This window comes from Rhodanobacter lindaniclasticus, assembly GCF_004799035.1.
Taxonomy (GTDB): Bacteria; Pseudomonadota; Gammaproteobacteria; order Xanthomonadales; family Rhodanobacteraceae; genus Rhodanobacter; species Rhodanobacter lindaniclasticus.
This window is the reverse complement of the sequence record NZ_MWIO01000016.1, coordinates 60,877-82,619: the sequence shown is the minus strand read 5'-3', so window position 1 is coordinate 82,619 and position 21,743 is coordinate 60,877. Positions and strand designations below refer to the sequence as shown.

Here is a 21,743-nt window from a genome sequence, read left to right as displayed (position 1 = left end):
TCAATGAAAGCGCCAGTGCCCAGGCTGTGTACTTTCCGCATCGGCCCCTGGTCATGTCCCCTTCCGCCAACCGCACTCCGCCGGCGCTGTATGCGCTGGCCATCGGCGCCTTCGGCATCGGCACCACCGAGTTCATGCCGATGGGCCTGCTGCAGCAGATCGCCGGCGGCCTGCACGTCGGCATCGCGCGCGCCGGCCTGCTGGTTTCCGCCTATGCGCTGGGCGTGTTCATCGGCGCGCCGCTGCTCACCCTGGCCACCCGCCGGCTGCCGCGCAAGGCGGTGTTGCTGGGGCTGATGGCGATCTTCACCGTGGGCAACCTGGCCAGCGCACTGGCGCCCGGCTATGCCAGCCTGCTGACCGCGCGCGTGCTCACCTCGCTGGCGCACGGCACCTTTTTCGGCGTCGGGGCGGTGGTCGCCACCTCGCTGGTGGCGGCCAACCGGCAGGCTTCGGCCATCGCCACCATGTTCAACGGCCTGGCCGTGGCCACCTTGCTGGGCGTCCCGGCAGGCGCGTGGCTGGGCCTGCATTTCGGCTGGCATGCGGCGTTCGGGGCGGTGGCTGTGGTGGGCCTGCTGGCGATGCTGGCCGTGGCGTGGCTGGTGCCGGCGACGCGCGGCGCGGTCGCGCCGGTGGCCCTGGCCACCGAATTGCGCGCCATCGCCGGCGCGCCGGTACTGCTCGGACTCGCCACCACGGTATTCGGCTTTGCCGGCGTATTCGTGGTCTACACCTATATCGAACCGATGCTGACCCGCGTCACCGGCTTCGCCGACTCGGCGGTGTCGCCCATCCTGCTGGTGTTCGGCGTGGGCATGCTGATCGGTAATCCGCTGGGTGGCCGGCTGGCCGACCGCGCGCTGGCGCCGGCCCTGCTCGGCAGCCTGGCAGCGCTGGCCGCGGTGCTGCTGGGGCTCGGCCTGCTGCTGGCGCAGCCGTGGCCGATGGTGCTGTTCATCGGCCTGCTCGGCCTGGCGACGTTCGCCACCGTGGCGCCGCTGCAGTTGTGGGTGCTGCGCAAGGCTGCCGACGCGCCCAGCCTGGCCTCCAGCCTCAACATCGGCGCGTTCAACCTGGCCAATGCGCTGGGGGCGTGGCTGGGCAGCGCGACGCTCGCCCGCGGTCACGGCCTCGCCGCCCTGCCGTGGGCCGCGACGCTGGTTGTCGCCACCGGCATCGCCATCGCCCTGCTGGCCGTGCGCGGCGAGCGCGCGAGTCGCGCCGCCGCAGTCGCCGCCTGTCCGCAAGCTTGATCCTTTCCACCACCCTGCGAGGTTTCGCCATGGACTACCGCTTTCTCGGCCGCTCCGGCTTCAAGGTCCCCGTGTTGGGCTTCGGCACCGGCACCTTCGGCGGCAAGGGGCCGCTGTTCAGCGCCTGGGGCAGCAGCGGCGTCGCCGAGGCGAAGCGCCTGGTCGACCTTTGCCTCGACGCCGGCGCGAATCTGTTCGACAGCGCGGACGTCTATTCCGACGGCGCTGCGGAGGAAATCCTGGGCGCCGCGCTGAAGGGCCGGCGCGAGCGCGCCATTGTTTCCACCAAACTCGCCCTGCGCGCGGGCGACGGTCCGAACGACGCAGGCGCTTCGCGTCATCACCTGCTCGCCGGCGTGGAGCGCACGCTGAGACGGCTGGGCACCGACTGGATCGACCTGCTGCAGCTGCATCAGTTCGACGCGATGACGCCGGTGGAAGAGGTGATGGCCACGCTGGACGACCTGGTGCGCGCGGGCAAGGTCCGCTACCTCGGGGTGTCGAACTTTTCCGGCTGGCAGATCATGAAATCGCAGGCCGCCGCCGAGCGGTACGGTCGCGCGCACCTGGTGGCCAACCAGGCCTACTACTCGCTGGCCGGGCGAGACTACGAGTGGGAGCTGATGCCGCTGGGCCAGGACCAGGGCCTGGGCGCCATCGTGTGGAGCCCGTTGGGCTGGGGCCGGCTCACCGGCAAGATCCGCCGCGGCCAGCCGCTGCCCGCCGGCAGCCGCCTGCACGACACCGCCGGGTTCGGGCCACCGATGGACGCGGAACGCTTGTACCGCATCGTCGACGCGCTGGACACCGTCGCCGCGGACATCGGCAAGAGCGTGCCGCAGGTGGCGATCAACTGGCTGTTGCAACGCCCCACCGTCTCCAGCGTGCTGATCGGCGCCCGCAACGAGGCACAACTTGTCGACAACCTGGGCGCGGTGGGCTGGCAGCTTGCAGCGGAGCACATGACGCGGCTGGATGCCGCCAGCGCGGTGATGCCGCCGTATCCTTACTACCCGTACTGGAACGGCCCGTTCGCCGAGCGCAACCCGCCGCCGGTGGCCGTCCATCCCGTCGCCCTGGAGTCCCCGCCGTGAAAGCCGTTGCCCTGACCCGCTACCTGCCGATCACCGATCCGCAGTCGCTGTTCGACGTGGAACTGCCCACGCCCGTGCCAGGCGAACATGATCTGCTGGTGCGTGTCGAGGCCGTATCCGTGAATCCGGTCGATACCAAGCTGCGTGCACCGAAACCGCAAGTGGAAACGTCACCCAGAGTGCTGGGCTACGACGCCGCCGGCGTGGTGGAAGCGGCGGGCTCCGCCGTGGCGGGCTTCAAGCCGGGCGATCGCGTGTACTACGCGGGCGACGTCACCCGGCCGGGCAGCAATGCGCAATATCAACTGGTGGACGCGCGTCTGGCCGCGTTGATGCCGCACAACCTGGATTTCGCCGACGCCGCGGCGCTGCCGCTGGTGGCGGTCACCGCGTGGGAGCTGCTGTTCCAGCGCATGCCCTTCGACAGCGAACACGGCGGCGAGGACAAGTCGTTGCTGGTCATCGCCGGCGCCGGCGGCGTGGGCTCGATCGCCATCCAGCTGGCGCGGCGCGCGGGCTTCACCGTGATTGCCACCGCCTCGCGCGCCGAGAGTGCCGAGTGGTGCCGCGCGATGGGTGCCCGACACGTGGTGGATCACCGCGAACCGCTGGCACCACAACTCGCCGCACTGGGCCTGCCGCAGATCGACGCCGCGCTGAACCTCGCCGACACCGACGCCTACTGGGACGAACTGGGCGCCCTGCTGGCGCCGCAGGGCCACGTCGGCCTGATCGTGGAGCCGAAGGGTGCGCTGAACATCGGCGACCCGTACAAGGCCAAATGCATCGGCATTCACTGGGAGTTCATGTTCGCCCGCGCGCGCTTCAAGACAGCGGACAGGGCCGAGCAGGGCCGCATCCTCGCCCGCGTGGCCGAACTGGTGAACGCCGGCGAGCTGAAGGGCATCCGGCGCGAGACGCTGCAGCCGATCAACGCGACGAACCTGCGCGAGGCGCATCGCCGGCTGGAATCGGGCGGCAGCATCGGCAAGCTGACCCTGGCCGGCTGGTAGGCCGGCCGATCGACGGCGCCATCAGCGGCGCTTGCGCACCGCCGCTTTCCTGCCGCCGGCCTTGGTCGAGGGTGCCGGTTTCGCCGGCTCGCCCTTCTTGCCGAGTTGCTCCAGCAAGGTGTTCATGTCCTCGGCGTGCTCTTCCTCCATCGCCAGGATGCCTTCCAGCACGCGGCGGGTGGTGGGGTCGGCGGTGCCCACGTAGTCGATCATCTCGCGGTAGCTGTCGATGGCGATGCGCTCGGCGACCAGATCCTCCTTGATCATGTCGACGATGTCCTCGCCTTCCACGTAGTCGGAGTGGCTGCGCGTGAGCAGGCCCTCGGGCGACAGGTTCGGTTTGCCGTCGAGCTGGGTGATGCGCTCGGCGAGCAGGTCGGCGTGCCCCTGCTCCTCGGTGGCGTGCTGCAGGAACTCTTCCTTGATCGCCTGCGAGTGGATGCCCGATGCCATGTAGTAGTGGTACTTGTAGCGCAGCACGCAGACGATCTCGGTGGCCAGCGCATGGTTGAGCAACCTCACCACGGTGGCGCGATCGGCCTTGTAGCCGGCGGTCATCGCGCCCTTGTCGATGTCCTGGCGGGCGCGCTTGCGGATGTTCTCGATGTCGCTGACGAACGGCTTGGTCTTGGCCATGGCTTGCTCCTGCGGATGGGGCGGCGCCGGCGGCTGCAGGCCGTCCGGCGTGCGGAAATCAGGCAAGCATAGGCACCGCGCCGAAAAAGCCGGGTGAAGGGCCCGCGGCCGCGGTCAGCGCGGCAGGAAGGCGCGCAGGAAGGTGGTCAGCGCGGCAGGAAGGCGCGCAGGAAGGTGTCCACGCCCGCGCGCGCGGTGGTTTCGATTTCCTGCAGGTAGCTTTCCGGGCAATTCGTGCAGCCGAACATCTGCCGCATCATCAGGTTGCCCTTGATCAGGGTGAGGAACTGCGCGCTGGCCCGGCGCACGTCGTCGATGTCGAGCTTGCCGGCGTCAACCGCCTGCTGCAGCAGACGTTCCATCAGGCCATGGGTGCGCGTGGCGCCTTCCTCCCAGATCAGCTTGCCGTAACGCGGGTTGCCCTGGCGGCAATCGCTGAGGATGGCGCGGAAGGTGCCCACGGTTTCCGCATTGCAATCCAGGTGGGCGTGGGTCAGCGCCACCCGCAGCAAGGTCTCGCGGATGTCCGCCTGGGGGTCGAAGCGGTAGGTTTCCTCCGGCAACAGATCCTGGATGCGCGAGCGGATGACTTCGCGGAACAGGTTGTCCTTGTCGCCGAAGTGGCTGTAGACGGTAAGTTTGGACACGCCGGCGTCCGCCGCGATGGCATCCATGCTGGTGCCGCTGAAGGCGTTGCTGATGAACAACGCCTTGGCCGCTGCCAGGATGGCCGCACGCTTCTCCATGTCCTTCGGGCGACCGGGTCCCTGGGCTCTGATGGGCGCGCTGGTACTCATGTCCTCCACCTTCAAAAATGCAGATAACCAGCCTTTAGTATACGCTTCGGTTTATTTATTTGCCACGCTGCGGCAATCTGACCATGGCCGGCGCTCGATCCGGCGCGCACCATGGGGTGACGGACGTCACGCAGGGCCGATGACTTCCGGCACTTCGTGTGCCGTGGTGCAGCCGTCAGGCTACGTGCCAAGTGGCGCCGCCATTGTCGCGGCAGGTGGCAAAGCTTATCCTTCCGGGTTCTTCCGGGACAGCGCAGGCATCCACAGATGGCGATGAATTTCGAACAGGCACGCACGAACATGGTGGAGAACCAGGTGCGTCCGTGGGAAGTGCTCGATGGCCGCGTGCTCGACGTGATCAGCCGCGTGCGCCGCGAGGATTTCGTCGCCGCCGAACACCGGAAGCTGGCCTTCGCCGACCTGTGCCTGCCGCTGGGCCACGGCGAGGTGATGATGAAGCCGGTGGTGGAAGGCCGCCTGCTGCAGGCGCTGGACGTGCAGCCCACGGACCGCGTGCTGGAGATCGGCACCGGCTCGGGCTATCTCAGCGCGTGTCTGGCCACCTTGTCGGCGCAACTGGTCAGTGTCGACATCCACGCCGACTTCACCGCCGCCGCCGGCGAACGGCTGCGCCAGGCTGGCATCGGCAACGCCAGCCTGGTCACCGGCGAAGCGGTGCGCTCGTGGCAGCCGGACGGAGTGTTCGACGTGCTGGTGGTCACCGGCGCCGTGGCGGAAATCCCGTCGCGCTGGCACGCCTGGCTCAAGCCCGGCGGTCGCGCGTTCGTGGTGAGCGGACTGTCGCCGGTGCAACGCGCCAGCCTGCTGATCCACGAGGCGGACGGCGGTCTGCGCGAGCAGAGCCTGTTCGAGACCGACCTGCCGTACCTGGTGCATGCCGAGCCGGCGCCGCGATTCGTTTTCTAGTCCCCATTCCCCGACGTCCCCGATCGACACGAGGCATTCCATGCAATTGAAGCTGCTCACCCTGGCCCTGGCGCTGGCCGCCGTCTCGCTGCCCAGCCATGGCGAGGATCTGCTCGATGCATACCGCGACGCACGCGCCAATGACCCGGTACTGGCCCAGGCCGACGCGACGCGACTGGCCACCGGCGAGGGCGTGCCGCAGGCACGCGCCGGGTTGCTGCCGCAGATCGACGGCTCGCTCACCCTGCAGCAGGCCAACAATGCCCAGGGCAGCGGGTCCGACACGGGCTTCAACACTGGCGCGAACAGCTTCCTGTGCGACGGCATCGCCGCCGGCAGCGGCAACTACACCTGCACCGGTCCGCTGGCTCCCAACGGCACCACCTCGGATGGCGGCCACCTGCGCACGCGCAGCCTCAATGCCACGCTGACCCAGACCGTTTTCGACTTCAGCAAGTACGCCAACCTCAAGGCCGCGCACTCCGCCAAGGATGCGCAGGACGCGACCTACCAGGCCGCGGCGCAGGATCTGCTGGTGCGCGTCACCGCCGCGTACTTCACCGTGCTCAACGACGAGGATCAGCTGACCTTCGCCAAGGCCAACGAGGACGCGTTCAAGCGCCAGTACGACCAGGCCGACCAGCAATACAAGGTGGGCCTGTCGGCGATCACCAACGTGTACCAGGCCAAGGCCTATTACGAGAACGCCAAGACCCAGACGATCGCGGCGCAGAACACGCTCGACAACGACCGCGAGGCCCTGCGCGTCATCACCGGCAAGCCGGTGGGTGACCTGAAGAAGCTGCGCGACGACCTGCCGATGGACGCCCCGGCGCCGAACGACCCGCAGGCCTGGGTGAAGCAGGCACTGGAGAACAACCCGACCTTGCAGGCGCAGCAGGACAATGTGCAGACCGCCGAACACAACATCACCGCAGCGCGCTCGGGCCACCTGCCCACGCTCAGCGCCAGCGTGAACTACGGCAAGAGCAGCAGCTGGTACCAGGACCCCGCCCGCCTCGGTTCGGAGCGCCCGGCCTCGACCACCATCGGGCTGACCCTCAACGTGCCGATCTTTTCCGGCGGTTACACCCAGTCGCGCGTGCGCCAGTCGATCTACCAGCGCGATGCCGCCAACGACGCGCTGGAACTGCAGCGCCGCCAGGTGATCCAGAACACGCTCAACTACTACCGCTCGGTGCTCGCCGGCATTTCGCAGGTGGAGTCGGGCAAGGCTTCGGTGGAATCCGGCCAGAAGGCGCTGGAAGCCACCCGTGCGGGCTTCGAGGTCGGCACGCAGACCTTCACCGACGTGCTGCTGGCGATCCAGACCCTGACCCAGTCGGAAAGCTCGTACTCGCAGGCGCGCCACCAGTTCATCCTGAACAAGCTGCTGCTGCAGCAGGCCGCCGGCACGGCCGACTTCAAGGACATCCAGAGCATCAACGCGCTGCTGCAGTAAGGCGCTGGCCACCTACTCCTGCAGCAACCCGTCGACCAGACGCATCACCCGCCGCACGGCGCCGCGCTCGCGTTCGAACACCAACTGAGCGGCATCGCCCATCCGCTCGCGGCGCGGCGCATCGAGCAGCAACTGCAGCAGATGCGGGCCGAGCTGGTCGGCCGCCGACACCCGCTCGGCGCCGCCCTGCTCGATCAGGCTGCGGGTGATCTCCTCAAAGTTGAACGTGTACGGCCCCACCAGCACGGGCACCGACAGCGCCGCCGGCTCCAGCACGTTGTGCCCACCGATCGGCACCAGGCTGCCACCCACGAAGGCCACGTCGCTGCCTGCGAAGAAGGGCATCAGTTCACCCATGGCGTCGATCACGCAGACCTGGTGCGTGCCCGCCGGCACCCCGTCGGCGCTGCGCGTGGCCACCCGGAAACCGAGGTTGCGCACGGTGTGCTCTACCAGCCGGAAACGCTCGGGGTGGCGCGGGGCCAGCAGCAGCAGCGCATCGGGCAATCGCTGCAGCACCTTCAGATGCGCCTCCAGCGCCGCCAGCTCCTCGCCGTCGTGCGTGCTGGCCGCCATCCACACCGGGCGCCGCGCGCCCCAATGCGCGCGCATCGCCGCGCCGGCCGCCACCGCGCCCTCGGGGATCGGCATGTCGAACTTCATGTTGCCGCTGACCAGCACCTTTTGCGGATCGGCCCCCAGCAGCCGGTAGCGCGCCGCATCGGTGCGCGACTGGGCAGCGATCACGCTCACGCAGCGCAGCGCCGATGCGGCCAGGCTGCGCAGCGGCTTGTAGCCGCGCATCGAGCGTGCGGACAAGCGCGCATTGACGATCATCAACGGGATGCCGCGCCGGCGACAGGCAAAGTAGAGATTGGGCCAGATCTCGGTTTCCACGATCACGGCCAGGCGTGGCCGTACCCGCTTCATGAAGCGGCGCACCGCGAACGGCAGGTCGTACGGCAGGTACACGTGGAACACGCTGTCGCCGAACAGTTGCTGCACGCGCGCAGCACCCGTGGGAGTGACGGTGGTGATCACCAGCGGCGCGTTCGCGTAGCTGCGCTGCAGCGCCTTGATCAGCGGCTCGGCGGCATTCACCTCGCCGACCGACACCGCGTGGACCCACAGGCTGCCACTGAAGCCGGGCGCCTCGAACGAGCCGAAACGCTCCAGCCAGCGTCGTTGGTAGGGCGGTGACGAACGCAGCCCCCGCAAGAGCAGGCGCAGCACCAGCACCGGCGTGGCCAGGAACATCGCGAGGGTGTACAGGAAGCGCAACGGTCGATCCTTGCAATCAACGCGCGAGTATAGCGACAGCGCCACGGGCGAGCTCGCGCGCGGGTGGCCCGCTACAATGCCGACGATGCCCGGCATGCCCCGCCCCGAGTTCACCCGATCGCTGCTCGCTCCCCGCCACTGGCCGGCATGGCTGGGCGTGGCGGCGGTGTGGCTGATCGCGCATCTGCCGCAGGCGCTGTTGCCATGGCTGGGGCGTCGGCTCGGCGCGCTGGTGGCGCGCGTTCCCTCGGCGCGGCGGCGCATCGCCGCCGCCAACATCGCGCTGTGTTTCCCCGCGCTCGACCCGACGCAGCGCGCGGCACTGGTCGACGCCAACCTGCGTGACATCGGCATGATGATGGTGGAGTTCGCGCTCGGCTGGCTGGGCAGCAACCGGCGCATGGCCGCACTGCCGACCACCATCGAGGGGCTGGAACACCTGGAAGCGGCGCGTGCGCGCGGCAAGGGCGTGCTGCTGGTCGGCGGCCACTTCTCGCACCTGGAGTTGTGCGCGCGGCTGGTGTCGCAACGCATCCGCATCGCCGGCATGTACCGGCGCATGGATTCGACGGTGTTCGAATGGGTGGTGCTGCGCGCGCGGCTGCGCTACGCCGCGGCGATGTTCGACAAGGACGACATCCGCGGCACCGTGAAATACCTGCGCGCCGGCGGCACGCTGTGGTACGCGCCGGACCAGGACATGCGCAGCAAGGACACCGTGTTCGTGCCGTTCTTCGGCGTGCCGGCGGCCACCATCACCGCCACCCACCACCTGGCGCGGCTGTCCGGCGCAGTGGTCATCCCGTTCTTCCACCGCCGCCTGCCCGATGGTTCGGCTTACGTGCTGCGCCTGGGTGCACCGCTGGAGGATTTCCCCGGAACAGACGTGCTCGACGACACCGCCCGCGTCAACGCCTGCATCGAGCAGATGGTGCGCGAGGCGCCGGAGCAATACCTGTGGGTGCACAAGCGCTTCAAGACCCGACCGCCGGGACTGCCGCCGGTGTACTGACCGCGGGCGAGCGCTCGACGTACAGGGCCGCGCACCACAACCCCAGCAGCCACGCGAACAGCAGGCCCCACCAGGCGGAGTAGAACGCCAGGTGCGAGTTCAGCGGGAACAGCATCACGCCCAGCGCCAGGCTGACCGGAAACGCGCGCGCGCGAGCCGCCGCGCCCACCCGACGCCAGGCCCGCCACGCCAGGCCCGCCGCAGCCAGCCACAACGCCAGCCCCAGCAGGCCGGTATTGGTGAGGATTTCCAGCAGCAGCTGATGCGGGTGGCAGGCGCCCTCGCCGACGCCGCACGCTTCGGCCGAGACCACGAAGTGATCGTTGGCCGGCGCGAACTGCGGATAGGCGTAACGGAAACCGCGCACGCCCACGCCGTTGACCGGATGCGCCGCCGTCATCGCCACGCCGACCCGCCAGATGTCGAGCCGACCGCTGAGCGCCGTGTCCACCGAACGGTCGGTGCCGTGCAGCACCAGCAGGCTGCGCGCCATCCGGTCGTGGAAGCGCACCGAGGTGTTCCACGCCACCACGCCGGCCAGCGCCAACAGCAAAGCAGCGGCCGCGCACCACAGCGAGAAGCGCCACAGCGTGCGCGCCTCTTGCCAGGCGAAACCGGCCAGCACCAGTACGTAGCACAGCCACGCCGAGCGCGAGCCGGCCAGCAGCACCGGGCCCAGCACCAGCACCGCGGCAAGTACCAGCCCCGGCCGGCCCCAGCGTTGCCGCGCCACCCACAACGCGAACGGCGACAGCACCGCCAGGCTGGGGCCAAGCTTCAGGTTGTCGGCGCCGAAAATGCCGGATACCCGCAGCGCCTCCGGGTGGCCGCCCAGGCTCCAGCCGGTGAGCGCCTGCACCCACGCGTCCGCGCACCACAGCGCAAGTACCGCGGCGACGGCGATGTACAAGGCCTGCAGCTTGGCCTCGCGACGGATCGCGAAGCAGGCATACAGACCCAGCGGCACGTAACGCAGCGTGGCAGCCACGGTGCTCCAGCTCTTGCCGGGACGAATCGCATCCACCGCCGAAAACAGCGCGGCCGCCACGTAGGCGGCCAGCAGCCACAGCAGCAGCTGCGCGCCGGGGTGCTGGCGCAGCGCCGCCGGGTCACGGGCGAACAGCATGATCACGCCGAGCAGGCACAACAGCGTGCCCAGCTCCGCGCTGCGTCCGAACGGCAACAGCGCGATCACCAGCCAGAACGGCAGCAGGGGGGAATGCAGCGCGGCCTTGAGTGAACTGCCGAAGGTAGTCATGGCTGGGCCAGGCGGGAACCAGCGCGCATTGTAGGCACGCCGCAACGGCGCGTGCTCAGCCTTGCCGCTGGCTCACTTCGTCGTAGAGCGCCAGCGTGGCCTGCTGCATGTCGCTGAGCCGGTAGCTCTGCAACGGCGAGATCGGCGGCGCCACCCGCAGCAACTCGGCCGCGCGCTCGACCAGCCGCTCGCGATCGCCCAGCGGCACCCGTCCGGCGGGATACAGCTCGGCCAGCAGTTCGCCGACGCCGCCGTGGGCGTAGCCCAGCACCGGTCGGCACAGCGACAGCGCCTCGATCACGGTGCGCCCGAACGTTTCGGGCTTGTTCGACAGCTGCAGCACCAGCGCGGACAGCGCATAGATGTCGCGGATGTCGTCACGCGGCGGCGACAGCACCACCTGCGAGGTCACCCCGCGCAGGCGGATCAGTTCCTGCAGCTCGGCCACGTAGGCTTCGCGGCCGGGTTCGATCACGCCCAGCAGCAGCAGCCGCACCTCGATGCCGCGACGCTTGAGGTCGGCCACCAGCTCGATCGCGTCGTGATGACCCTTCAGCCGCGTACCGCGCGCCGGCATGGTCAGCAGCGGCGCACCGGCGAGCGCGGGGAACTCCGCGAAAAACGCCTTGTGCCACGCGTCGTCCGGCCGGTGCCCGTAGGGAAACGCCTCCTGGTCGATCCCGCGCGGGATCACCCGCACGCGACCAGGCTCCAGCCAGCGGTAGTGGCTGAGCACGTAGTCACGCAAGGTCTGCGACACCACGATGACGCGCTCGCCGCGCAGCAGGATCGAGCTGTAGCGGCCCGGCGAATTGAAGCCATGCACGGTGGTGACGAAATGCGGCCGCGGGGAAACGCCGCGCAGCGCCCACCAGCCCACCCACGCCGGCAACCGCGAGCGCGCATGCACGATGTCCGGCTTCAGCTCGCGCAGCAGGCGCCGCAGCGCGCCGATGCGACCCAGGGTGCTCAGCGACTTGCGCCCCAGGTCGAGCGCGATGTGCTCGCTGCCTTCGGCCTGCAACTGCTCCACCAGCCGCCCGCTGGCGGAAATCACCACCGAGCGGTGGCCGGCCTGCACCAGCGCGCGCGCGATCTCCAGCGCCGAGCGCTCCGCGCCGCCCGAATGCAGCGCGGGGATCAGCTGGACCACGGTCAGCAGCTTGGCGGGCACGGCGATGCTGGGCATGAGCTCAGGACTGGCGGCTTTCATGGCAAAAAATAAGCAAAAAAAATGCCATGGCAGACCGCCGATCGGGTCCGGGGATCAGTCGCGCAGGACGTAATGCGCGCCGCAGTAGGCGCAGGTTGACTCCCCGCCATCATCGACGATCGGCAGATAAACCTTCGGGTGGGAGTTCCACAGCACCATGCCCGGCATCGGGCATGACAGCGGGAGGTCCCGCCGCGTCACTTCGTAACGATTTTCGGCATTTGCCGGCACCAGGGGCACCGTCGCGACAGCGGGGGAAGACATCAGCGGACTCCGGACTGGACAGCAGGCTGCAAATGGTAGCAGGCTGGAGGTTGCTGTCAGGCGGGGGCCGCGGCAGCCGCGGGAGGGGTCCGGATCCGCGTCCCGCCACCACCGGCAGCAAGCTGCGTCACGCACCAGGGGAAATCAACCATGTTCCGGCGCTCCGCGCCGGATTTCGGGCATCTGATCGGGAGCAGACCATGGATTCCGCAAAGCTCATCGCGCGCGCAAAGAACATCCTGACCACACCCAAGACCGAGTGGCCCGTTGCCGCCGCCGAACCGGCCACGGTCAACAGCCTGTATCTCGGCTACATCGCCATCATCGCCGCCCTGCCGGTGATTGCGCAGTTCATCAAGGGCAGCCTGATCGGCACCAGTTTCATGGGCGTCACCGTGCGCGCCGGCATCGGCGCGGGCATCGGCAGGATGATCCTGGGCTACATCCTGTCGCTGGTGCTGGTCTACGTAATGGCGCTGATCATCAACGCGCTGGCCGGCAGCTTCGGCGCCAAGCCGAACCTGATCCAGGCGCTGAAGACGGTGGCCTACGCCTGGACCGCCTGGTGGATCGCCGGCATCGGCGTGATCGTGCCGTGGCTGGGCCTGCTGATCATGCTCGTTGGCGGCGTCTACAGCATCTACCTGCTCTACCTGGGCCTGCCGCACACCATGCAGTGCCCGGCGGAAAAGGCCGGCGGCTATACCGCGGTGAGCGTGATCATCGCGATCGTGCTGGGCTGGATCGTGAGCCTGGTCCTGGGCCTGATCTTCGTCGGTGCACTGGGCGGTGCGGCGATGAGCGGCATGCACGTGACCGGCAGCAACGGCGACACCGTCACCATCGACGGCAACAGCGCGCTGGGCAAGCTCGCGGCGATGGGCCAGCGCGCCGAGCAGGCCAGCAAGGAGCTGGAAGCAGCGCAGAAATCCGGCGACAGCGCCGCGCAGTCGGCCGCGATGGGCAAGATGATGGGCGCGATGTCCGGCAGCAGCGGCCCGGTGGAGGCGCTGGCGCCCGACCAGATCAAGGCGTTCCTGCCCGCTGCCGTGGGCAACCTCAAGCGCACCGGCATCTCCGCCGAGCGCAACGGCGCGATGGGCATGCAGGTGTCGGAGGCGAGCGCCGAGTACCGCGGCGACGACAACCAGCGCATCACCCTGGAAGTCACCGACACCGGCGGCGCCAAGGGCTTCATCGCGATGGCCAGCGCGATGGCACCGGAGGAGGAGAAGGAAACCGAGCACGGTTACGAGAAGACCTACAGCGACAACGGCAACCTCATCCACGAGGAATGGGACAACCAGTCGAAGTCCGGCGAGTACAGCGTGATCGTCGGCAAGCGCTTCACCGTCAAGGCGAACGGCAATGCCGACAGCATCGACGAGCTGAAGGCGGCGGTGGGCAGCATCGACCTGGGCAAGCTGGAGTCGATGAAGGACAGCGGCGTGAAATCCGAATAACCGGCGGCTACCGGCACAAAAAAACCGCGCCGATGATGGCGCGGTTTTTTTGTGCGAGTGCGCCGGACCGCGCGACGATTACTTCGCCGCGGCCTCCTTCGGCACCGAACCCTCGGTGGTGATGCGCACGTGCACCTCGTCGCTGACGTTGGGCACATAGGCGCCCACGCCGAACTCCGAGCGCTTCAGCGTGGCGGTGGCGTCGAAGCCGATCGACTGCGCCTTGCCCATCGGATGCGGGCCGATCCGGTTCAGCGTGGCGTCGAGCACCACCGGCCGGGTCACGCCATGCACGGTGAGGTCGCCGGTGACCTTGAACTTGTTGTCGCCCAGCGGTTCGACGTTGCTGCTCTTGAAGGTCACTACCGGATACTTCTCCGCATCGAAGAAATCGGCCTTCTTCAGATGCTCGTCCAGCGCCGCCACGTGGGTATCCAGCCGCGCCAGCGGCAGGGTCACCTCGACGCTGGACTGCGCCGGATGCTGTTCGTCGAACACGATCGTGCCTTCGCCCAGGCCAAGGTCCGCGGTGGGGTTGGAATAGCCGAAATGGTTCCAGCTGAACAGCACCATCGTGTGGTTGGGGTCGAGCTTGTAGGTCACCGGCGCTGCCTGCGCGGAAACCGCCGCGCCCAGCAGGCCGGCGAGCAAGAGATATTTCAGTGAGGACATGCGAAGACTCCATTGAACAAGGACGAGAGGCTGCTTCTGGCTGTCGCACGGTATCCTTCGCGAGAGCCACACCGACACGGTGGCCGGAAATTCCAGTGTACAGGCCGCCGGCACGCGGCCGACCTCCGGTGGGGAAACGCATCGTGTTGATTCGGGAAACAATCTTGCCGCGCACAGACCCATGCTGAAGCTCCACGGCGAATGCTGGGTGATCACCGACGCGGCGGCCGGAAACCAGCGCCAGGCGCTGGCGCTGGCCGAGCACCTGCAACTGCCGCGCCGCCACCTGCTGCTGGAACCGCGCGCGCCGTGGTCATGGCTGGCGCCGCGGCTGACCGCGGGCGGACGGCTCGCGCTGCCGGCCGCGCAGAGGGCCTGGTTCGCGCCGCCGTGGCCTGCGGTGGCGATCGGCTGCGGTCGCGCCGCCGCGTTGTTCACCCGTCTGCTGCGGCCGCTGACGGAGCGCCGCTGCCACACCGTGCAGATTCTCGATCCCCGCATCGACCCCGCGCTGTGGGACACCGTGGTGGCGCCGCGCCACGACGAACTGCACGGCGCCAACGTGCTGACCACGCTGGGCTCGCTCAACACCGTCGACGACGAGTGGCTGGCCGACGGCCGCGATGCCTGCCCGCATTTCGAGGAGCTGCCGCGGCCGCGCGTGGGCGTGCTGCTGGGCGGGCCGCGTCGCGGCATTGCGCTGGATGCCGACTACGCCGCTGCGCTGGCCCGGCAACTGCTGGCGCGCCAGCGCGCCGAAGGCGGCAGCCTGCTGGTGCTCGGCTCGCGACGCACGCCGCTGGCGCTCATCGAAACCCTGCGGCCGTTGCTGGTCGACGTGCCTGGCCTGCTCTGGGCTGGCCAGGACGACGGCCGCAACCCCTACCCCGGCGTGCTGGGCTGGGCCGATCGACTGGTGGTCACGCCGGACTCGGTGAACATGCTGTCCGAAGCCTGCGCGGTCGGTTGTCCGGTGCTCACCTTCATCCGCGCTCCGCTGCCGCCGAAGATCGCGCGCTTTCACCAGACCCTGCGCGAGGCCGGCCTGCTGCACGACCTCGACGCGCCCGGCACCGCGCCGCAACCCCCGCTGCGCGAAACCGCGCGCGTGGCCGCGCTGGTGCGCGCACGCATCGAGGCGACCATGGCCGAGGTCGCCGCGCGGCCCTGAGTGCCGCACCTATCCGGCCGAACGCATCCACTGCAGTTGGCCCGCGGCGAGCAGGGCGTCCAGTTGCGGCGCCAGCGGCTCGCCCAGGACGGACGGCGGCAGCGGCGCGGTCGCCAGGAGGCCGACGCAGCGGTCGCGACCCAGGTACTTCGCGCGGTACAGCGCAAGATCGGCCAGTTCCACCGCCATCTCGAACGTGGCCATGTCCTCATGCGCGGCCAGCGGATGCATGCTGAAGCCGATCGAACAGGTCAGCCGGATCACGCCGCCACGGCCATCGGCAAACGCCTTGGCGGCGATGTCGCGGCGCAGGCGTTCGGCGATGCGCAGCACGTCGTCGGCTTCGACGTCGCGCAGCAGCAGCAGGAACTCCTCGCCGCCCCAGCGCACAGTGATGTCGCTGTCGCGGCGCAACTCCGCCAGCTTGCCGCCCAGCTCGCGCAGCACCGAATCGCCCGCCGCATGGCCCCAGGCGTCATTGACGTCCTTGAAGTGGTCGATGTCGATCTGCACCACGCCGATGCGGCTGCCACTGGCCAGCAGCGCGGGCAATTGCGCCAGCAGGTAACGCCGGTTGTGCAACGCGGTCAGCGCGTCGGTGTGGCTCTCCTCGGCCAGCGCCAGGTTGGTGACGCGCAGGCGCTCCAGTGCCCGCGAAAGTTTGCCCGTGCGCCGCTCGACCTGCTCCTCCAGCCACGCGTTGCGGCGGCGCTGCCGGCGCATGCTCCAGCGCGCCAGGGCGAACAGCAGCACGGCCAGCGCGGCCGCCGCGACGAAGCGCACCAGCAGGTTCTCGTACCAGTGCGGGGTGACTTCCACCACCATGCCGGCCTCCGCTCCGTAGCCGTCGGCGCCCGGCAACGTGGCGGCGACGCGGAAGCGGTAGTCGCCGGCCGGCAGGTGCGTGTAGAACGCCTCGCGGCGCACGTCGGCGTATTGCCACTCCTTGTCGTAGCCGTCCAGCCGGTAGCGGAAGTGCAAGGTACCCACCGGCAGATAAGGCGCGGTGTAGTGGATGGTGAGGTCGCGGCTGCCGTGGTCGAGGGTGAATGCGTCGCCGCCGTACTGCCGGCCATCGTGATCGACCGACACCACCTGCGCGCGCGGCGCCGAGGGCGGATCACCCAGTGCGCGCGTGTCCACGCCCAGGATGCCGTCGGTGGAGGCGTACCAGATGATGTCGCCCGCCACGACGCTGCGTGCACGGGCGCCGCCGTTGCAGCAGCGCACGCTGTCCACCGTGGTGGAACGCTGCTCGCCGGCCAGTCGCTGCGGCGACACGGTGCGCGGCGGCGAACCGGGCCGCGGCAACTGCGCCAGCGGCAGGCGCCAGGCTCCATCCATCGAGCTGACGTAGAGCTGCCCGCCGAGCAGGTCGAACGTCCACACGTTGTCGCTCGGCAGGCCTTCCTTCTGGCCGGTCATGCGCAAACGGCCGTCCACCATCACGCCGATGCCGGCGTCACTGGTGGCCACCAGCAGCAGGCCCGGTTCCGGCGTCGCCAGCCTAGTCACGAAATGCCCGCGCAGCGGCTCGGCCCAGGCCGGCCGCGTCCACTGGCCGTCGCGCCACTCGCGCACGCCATCGCGGGTGCCCACGTAAAAATGCTCCGGAGCCAGTGCAAGAATCGAACGCACGATCGCCTCGGCCGCGGTCGCCTGCGGGTCGAGGCGGGTCAGTTCGCCCTGTTTCCAGCGGTAGAGGCCGGCGGAGGTGCCGATCCGGAAATCATCGTCGCCGACCTCATGGATATCGTTGATCTGCAGGTTGCGCAGGCCTTGCAGCGCCGGCGGAGTGACATTGGTGCCGTGGTCGAACACCGCGATGCCGCCGCGCGTGCCCACCCACAGCCGCTGGCGGCGGTCGTAATGGAGCTCGTACGCCGACGGATTGGGCAGCGCGCTGCCGGGAATCAGCGTGCGCACGCGCTGGCCGTCGTAGACCTCCACGTCGGAGTTGGTGCCGAACACGATCGCGCCATCGGGCGCGCGCAGCACGCTCCATACCAGCGGATCGCGCACCCCGTCGCGCACCGAGATCCGCCGGGTCCAGCCATTCCAGACCCGATAGAGGCCGCGCGTGTAGGTGCCCAGCCACAGGTTGCCGTGGTGGTCCTCCAGCATGCTCTTCACCCACGGCCGCCGGCTGACGTCGAGGTCCTCGCGCTCCAGCCTGCCCTCGGGCAGGCGGCGATACAGGGCGTCGGCAGTACCGATCCACAGCGAGCCGCCACGATCGGTGAGCAGATTCTCGATCGGCGCGGCATCGAGCCCGTCGCCCAGCCCGCCCGCGACCCACCGTCCGTCCACGATCCGCATCAGGCCGGCCGAGGTGCCCAGCCACAGCTGGCCACCCTGCAGTGCCAGGTGATTGACGACCACATGCTGCCAGGACGCCTGCCCGGCATGGATGCAGACCGGCACGCCGGCGCCGACGCGGCGACACACGCGCCCCACCCCGCCGACCCACAGCCGATCGCCGTCGCGCAGCAAACTGAAGGCCGGCCCGCCGATATCGCCTGCCGGCTCGATACGCTCGCCGCGCAGGCGCTGCACCCCGTCGGCCGTGGCCAGCAACGGCGTGCCGTCGCCAGCGTCGATGATCGCGTTGACCGCAGCTCCGCCGAGCGCCGTGAAGTGGCCGTCGCGCTGCCGCAGCAGGCCCCGGGTGCCGCCGAACCACACCCCGCCGCGCGGGTCGGCCCACACCGCGCCGAGCATGCTGGTGTCCACGCCGGTGGTGGCGCGGTCGTAGCGCACGAAGCGGGTGCCGTCGAAACGGGCCACGACCGATTGCGTGTTGAGCCACAGGAACCCCGCGCTGTCCTCGGCCATGTCCAGCACGGTGATCTGCGGCAGGCCCTGTTCCACGCCCCAGTGATCGAGCACGTAGGAGTGGAAGGGTTGCCGCGGATCCATCGCCCGTGCGGTCGGCGCAGCGGCCAGCCAGCCGGTCATCAGCAGGAGTGCGATCAGCACCCGTCGCCCCATCCCCGCTGTCGCCCGTACCCTCATCCCGCCCCTGCCGCCAGCCCGTGGCCATGGTCGATCTTGCCTGTGGGGATGGGCCCAGACAAGCGCCGGCGCAGGACGCACTGACGAGCGCACCCCTTGAAAAGCAGCCCGTTCCCGCACTCCGCCGCGATCGCCAGCCCGTCACCCACCCGGCCCGCGCGCGAAACCGGGCAGCGCAGTTGCGCCGCTGCGGCCCGGAAAAACGCGGCCTCTCAGCGCGGCGCCAGCGTCTCCTCGCCCGGGGCGAAGGCGAAGCCCAGCGCGTCGGTGACCGCACGCACGCCGTCGCGCAATTGCTCCAATGACGCATCGCGCGGGGCGATGCGCGAGCGCAGGTCGAGGGTGCACGCCAGCGCGCGCTGCAGCAGGCCGGCGTGCGCGTCCGCCAGGGTCGTGGCCTGCTTCTCGTCGAGCAGGCCGGCGACGCGGCAAGCCTCGATCAGGCCGGTATTGGCGGTAACCCCGAGCAGCGCGGGATGCTGCGCGGCGTGCGCCAGCACCAGTCCCTGCAGGGCGAACTCGATGTCGAGCAGGCCGCCCAGGCCCTGCTTCAGGTCGAACTGGCGCTCGTCGGAACGGTCGCGCTCGGCACGCCAGCGCTGGCGCATGCTGCCGACCTCCGCCCGCACCGCGACCGGTTCGCGCGGCACGGCCAGGATCTCGCGCCGGACCGCTGCCAGTTCGGCGTTGAGCGCCGCATCGCCGGCCACCGGCCGCGCGCGCAACAGCGCCTGGTGTTCCCACGTCCACGCGCGGCTTCGCTGGTAGGCCACGAACGCATCGAGGCTGCTCACCAGCAAACCCTTGGAGCCATCCGGGCGCAGCCGCGTGTCCACCTCGTACAGGCGGCCGGCGCGGGTCAGCACGGTCAGCCAGTTCATCACCCGCTGGGCCAGCCGCTGGTACCAGCGATAGCCCTCCAGTGGATGCTCGCCATCGCTCATCGCCTGCGCACGCTGGCCGTCGAACACGAACACCAGGTCCAGGTCCGAGGCGAAACCCAGCTCCTCGCCGCCGAGGCTGCCGTAGCCGAGCACCGCGAAGCCCGACCCCGTGCCGGGCAGCCGGCCGTGCCGCGCCACCAGATCGCGTTCGGCCAGCGCCAGCACCGCGCCGACCACCGACTCGGCCAGCGCGGCCAGCCGGCGCGCGGTGGCTTCGGCATCGACCCGGCCGTCGTTGAAGGCCAGCCCGAGCCGGAAGGCCGTGGACGAGCGGAACTCGGTGATCCGCTCCAGCTCGGTCTCGGCGTCGCGCTCGTCCAGTGTGCCCAGCACGCGGGTGATTTCGGCGGCGATGTCGGCGCGGCGCAGCGGCAGCTGGTCGATGCGCGGGTCGAGCACGTCATCCAGCAGCAGCGGCTGGGCGATCACCCGCTCGGCCAGGAACGCGCTGTCGGCGAACAGCCGCACCAGCCGGTGCCGCGCTGCCGGCTGCTCGTCCAGCAGCGCGAGATACGCCGACCGCCGGGCGACCGCCTGCATCAGGCGGCAGAGCCGCAGCATCGCGGGCACCGGCGCCGAGGTGGCGCGCGCGGCGCCGAGCAATTGCGGCAGCAACCGGTCGAGCCGCTCGCGCGAGCGCGGCGACATCGCGCGCACCGACGAGGCCTGCGGCAGCTTGAGCAACGCGTCGGCCAGCTCGGCGGCCGGCGCGAAACCGGAAGCCTCCAGCGTGGCTGCATCCAGCGTTTCGTCGCAGGCTTGCTCCCACAGCCGCACGTCGGCGACCGGCGCCGCCGTCACGTGGCCGTGCTCGGGCATCAGCACCGCGGCGAACTCCTCGCTGACGATTGCGCGATGGTGGGCCAGCGCCGCGTTCAGCGCATCCCAGTCGGGATAGTCGAGGCTGAGCGCGATGCGCTCGCGGCTCAGCGCGTCGTCGGGGATGTCGTGGGTCTGCGCGTCGCGCAACATCTGCACGCGGTTTTCGGTACGGCGCAGCAGGGAATAGGCCTCGCGCAGGCGCCGCGCGCGCTGCGCGCCGATGTGACCACGTGCCTGGCAGGCGGCCAGCGCGCTCAACAGGTTGCGCACGCGCAAGCTCGGTTCGCGGCCGCCGCGGATCAGCTGCACCAGCTGCACGATGAACTCGATCTCGCGGATCCCGCCGGGGCCGAGCTTGAGGTTGTCGGCCAAGTCTTTGCGCGCCACCTCGGCGTCGATCAGCGCCTTCATCTCGCGCAACCCGGCGAACGCGGTGTAGTCGAGATACTTGCGGTAGACGAACGGGCGCAGCAGCTCCTGCAACTGCTTGCCGTCGGCGTGATCGCCGGCCACCGCGCGCGCCTTGATCCACGCATATCGCTCCCAGTCGCGGCCCTCGCTCTGGTAGTACTGCTCCATTGCGGCGAACGACAGTGCCAGCCGGCCGGCGTTGCCGAACGGGCGCAGGCGCATGTCCACGCGCGCGCAGATGCCGTCCATGGTCGGCTCGCCGAGCAGGCGCACCAGCTGGCGACCGAGCCGCACGAAGTACTCGCTGTTGTCCAGCGGCCGCGCGCCGTCGCTCTGCCCGCCATGCGGGTAGGCAAACACCAGGTCGATGTCGGAGGAGAAGTTCAGCTCGCTGCCGCCGAGTTTGCCGAAGCCGATCACCAGCAGCCGCTGCAACTCGCCCTCCACGCTGCGACTGTGCCCGTAGCGCGCGGCCATCGCCTCGGTGGCCCACGCCAGCGCCTTGCCCAGCAGGGACTCGTACAGCACGCTGGTGGCGGACAAGGTTTCCGGCAATTCGTCCAGCGCGTTGACGTCGCGAAACACCAGCCGCAGCGCCTCCGCGTGCCGAAAGCGACGCAGTGCCGCCATGCAGCCGGCTTCATCAGCAGGCAGTTGCAGGGCCTCGATGCGCGCGCCGGCGTCGGCGCCGGAGCGCAGGCGATCGAGTCCCTGCGGCGCCAGCAGCTGCGGCTGGCGACACCACGTGTCGAACGCGAAATCGCTGGCCAGCAAGGTGCGGCGAATGCGTTCGGCGACGCCGGCATCATCGTGCAGCGGCACGCCGGCCGCGCGGCAGCGGCGCTCCAGCTCGCGGTAGCGATCATCGATCAGCGCGCGCAGCGCGGCGGATTCGGGCGGGTTCATCGGCCCATTGTGCCGCAGCGCGGCGGCGACGCCGCGCATCGCCGTGCACGGCCGACCCGTTCGTGCGTTGCGCATGCCTGCGGCAGGCCCGACACTTGTCGTTTTGCGCGCCACCCGCCGTTCATC

General features: G+C 69.7%; 17 protein-coding genes. 8 read left to right on the top strand and 9 right to left on the bottom strand.

Annotated elements, in window-relative coordinates:
- Positions 1–53 precede the first annotated feature (53 nt).
- Genes B1991_RS05975 through B1991_RS05965 form a run of 3 tightly spaced genes read left to right on the top strand, consistent with a single transcriptional unit; the run spans position 54 to position 3,363 of the window.
- Positions 54–1,256 carry an MFS transporter gene (locus tag B1991_RS05975; protein WP_136257803.1) on the top strand — a complete coding sequence of 401 codons (1,203 nt, stop codon included), beginning with the start codon at positions 54–56 and terminating at the stop codon, positions 1,254–1,256.
- 29 nt (positions 1,257–1,285) lie between these two features.
- Positions 1,286–2,350: an aldo/keto reductase gene (locus B1991_RS05970; protein WP_136257802.1), complete on the top strand. Its 1,065-nt coding sequence runs from the start codon at positions 1,286–1,288 to the stop codon at positions 2,348–2,350.
- A complete protein-coding gene (locus B1991_RS05965) occupies positions 2,347–3,363 on the top strand; it encodes a zinc-binding alcohol dehydrogenase family protein (protein WP_136257801.1) in 1,017 nt (338 codons plus the stop codon). Before B1991_RS05970 ends, B1991_RS05965 begins: the two co-directional genes overlap by 4 nt.
- Positions 3,364–3,384: 21 nt before the next feature.
- On the opposite strand, the gene B1991_RS05960 is transcribed toward B1991_RS05965, so the two are convergent.
- Both B1991_RS05960 and B1991_RS05955 read right to left on the bottom strand, forming a co-directional pair.
- A complete protein-coding gene (locus B1991_RS05960; RefSeq protein WP_136257800.1) occupies positions 3,385–3,999 on the bottom strand; it encodes a ferritin-like domain-containing protein in 615 nt (204 codons plus the stop codon).
- Positions 4,000–4,145: 146 nt separating this feature from the next.
- Positions 4,146–4,745, bottom strand: a complete 600-nt coding sequence (locus B1991_RS05955; RefSeq protein WP_246031072.1) for a TetR/AcrR family transcriptional regulator — start codon at positions 4,743–4,745, stop codon at positions 4,146–4,148.
- A 318-nt stretch (positions 4,746–5,063) separates the two neighbouring features.
- Here B1991_RS05955 and B1991_RS05950 point away from each other — a divergent pair, with 318 nt between their 5' ends.
- Together B1991_RS05950 and B1991_RS05945 are read left to right on the top strand one after the other, a co-directional pair.
- Positions 5,064–5,723: a protein-L-isoaspartate O-methyltransferase family protein gene (locus B1991_RS05950; protein WP_136257798.1), complete on the top strand. Its 660-nt coding sequence runs from the start codon at positions 5,064–5,066 to the stop codon at positions 5,721–5,723.
- Between the two features lie 40 nt (positions 5,724–5,763).
- On the top strand, positions 5,764–7,185 hold the full coding sequence (locus B1991_RS05945) for a TolC family outer membrane protein (RefSeq protein ID WP_136257797.1): 1,422 nt from the start codon (positions 5,764–5,766) through the stop codon (positions 7,183–7,185).
- Between the two features lie 12 nt (positions 7,186–7,197).
- On the opposite strand, the gene waaA is transcribed toward B1991_RS05945, so the two are convergent.
- Positions 7,198–8,466: a lipid IV(A) 3-deoxy-D-manno-octulosonic acid transferase gene (gene waaA, locus B1991_RS05940; protein WP_136257796.1), complete on the bottom strand. Its 1,269-nt coding sequence runs from the start codon at positions 8,464–8,466 to the stop codon at positions 7,198–7,200.
- Positions 8,467–8,560: 94 nt separating this feature from the next.
- On the opposite strand from waaA, the gene lpxL reads away from it, so the two are divergent.
- Positions 8,561–9,478 carry an LpxL/LpxP family Kdo(2)-lipid IV(A) lauroyl/palmitoleoyl acyltransferase gene (lpxL, locus tag B1991_RS05935; RefSeq protein ID WP_246031071.1) on the top strand — a complete coding sequence of 306 codons (918 nt, stop codon included), beginning with the start codon at positions 8,561–8,563 and terminating at the stop codon, positions 9,476–9,478.
- On the opposite strand, the gene B1991_RS05930 is transcribed toward lpxL, so the two are convergent.
- The 3 genes from B1991_RS05930 to B1991_RS05920 form a co-directional block, all read right to left on the bottom strand.
- The gene (locus B1991_RS05930) at positions 9,441–10,736 is read right to left on the bottom strand and encodes an O-antigen ligase family protein (protein ID WP_136257794.1); all 1,296 of its coding nucleotides are present in this window, start codon (positions 10,734–10,736) and stop codon (positions 9,441–9,443) included. The two genes, lpxL and B1991_RS05930, sit on opposite strands and share 38 nt — an antisense overlap.
- Positions 10,737–10,791: 55 nt before the next feature.
- Positions 10,792–11,925 (bottom strand): glycosyltransferase, encoded by a 1,134-nt coding sequence (locus B1991_RS05925; RefSeq protein ID WP_136257793.1) that lies wholly within the window; start codon positions 11,923–11,925, stop codon positions 10,792–10,794.
- Positions 11,926–12,003: 78 nt separating this feature from the next.
- Positions 12,004–12,213 carry a zinc-finger domain-containing protein gene (locus B1991_RS05920; protein ID WP_136257792.1) on the bottom strand — a complete coding sequence of 70 codons (210 nt, stop codon included), beginning with the start codon at positions 12,211–12,213 and terminating at the stop codon, positions 12,004–12,006.
- Positions 12,214–12,413: 200 nt separating this feature from the next.
- On the opposite strand from B1991_RS05920, the gene B1991_RS05915 reads away from it, so the two are divergent.
- Entirely contained in the window at positions 12,414–13,676 is a 1,263-nt protein-coding gene (locus B1991_RS05915; protein WP_136257791.1) for a YIP1 family protein, read from the top strand.
- Positions 13,677–13,754: 78 nt separating this feature from the next.
- On the opposite strand, the gene B1991_RS05910 is transcribed toward B1991_RS05915, so the two are convergent.
- Positions 13,755–14,348: a YceI family protein gene (locus B1991_RS05910; RefSeq protein ID WP_136257790.1), complete on the bottom strand. Its 594-nt coding sequence runs from the start codon at positions 14,346–14,348 to the stop codon at positions 13,755–13,757.
- Positions 14,349–14,529: 181 nt separating this feature from the next.
- On the opposite strand from B1991_RS05910, the gene B1991_RS05905 reads away from it, so the two are divergent.
- Entirely contained in the window at positions 14,530–15,519 is a 990-nt protein-coding gene (locus B1991_RS05905) for a mitochondrial fission ELM1 family protein (RefSeq protein ID WP_136257789.1), read from the top strand.
- Between the two features lie 9 nt (positions 15,520–15,528).
- Here the strand turns inward: B1991_RS05905 and B1991_RS05900 are convergent, their stop codons facing one another.
- Together B1991_RS05900 and glnE are read right to left on the bottom strand one after the other, a co-directional pair.
- Positions 15,529–18,498, bottom strand: coding sequence for a ligand-binding sensor domain-containing diguanylate cyclase (locus tag B1991_RS05900; RefSeq protein WP_168709589.1), 2,970 nt, complete (start codon positions 18,496–18,498; stop codon positions 15,529–15,531).
- Positions 18,499–18,746: 248 nt separating this feature from the next.
- Complete coding sequence (glnE, locus tag B1991_RS05895) at positions 18,747–21,617, bottom strand: bifunctional [glutamate--ammonia ligase]-adenylyl-L-tyrosine phosphorylase/[glutamate--ammonia-ligase] adenylyltransferase (protein WP_136257787.1); 2,871 nt, start codon at positions 21,615–21,617, stop codon at positions 18,747–18,749.
- Positions 21,618–21,743 lie beyond the last annotated feature (126 nt).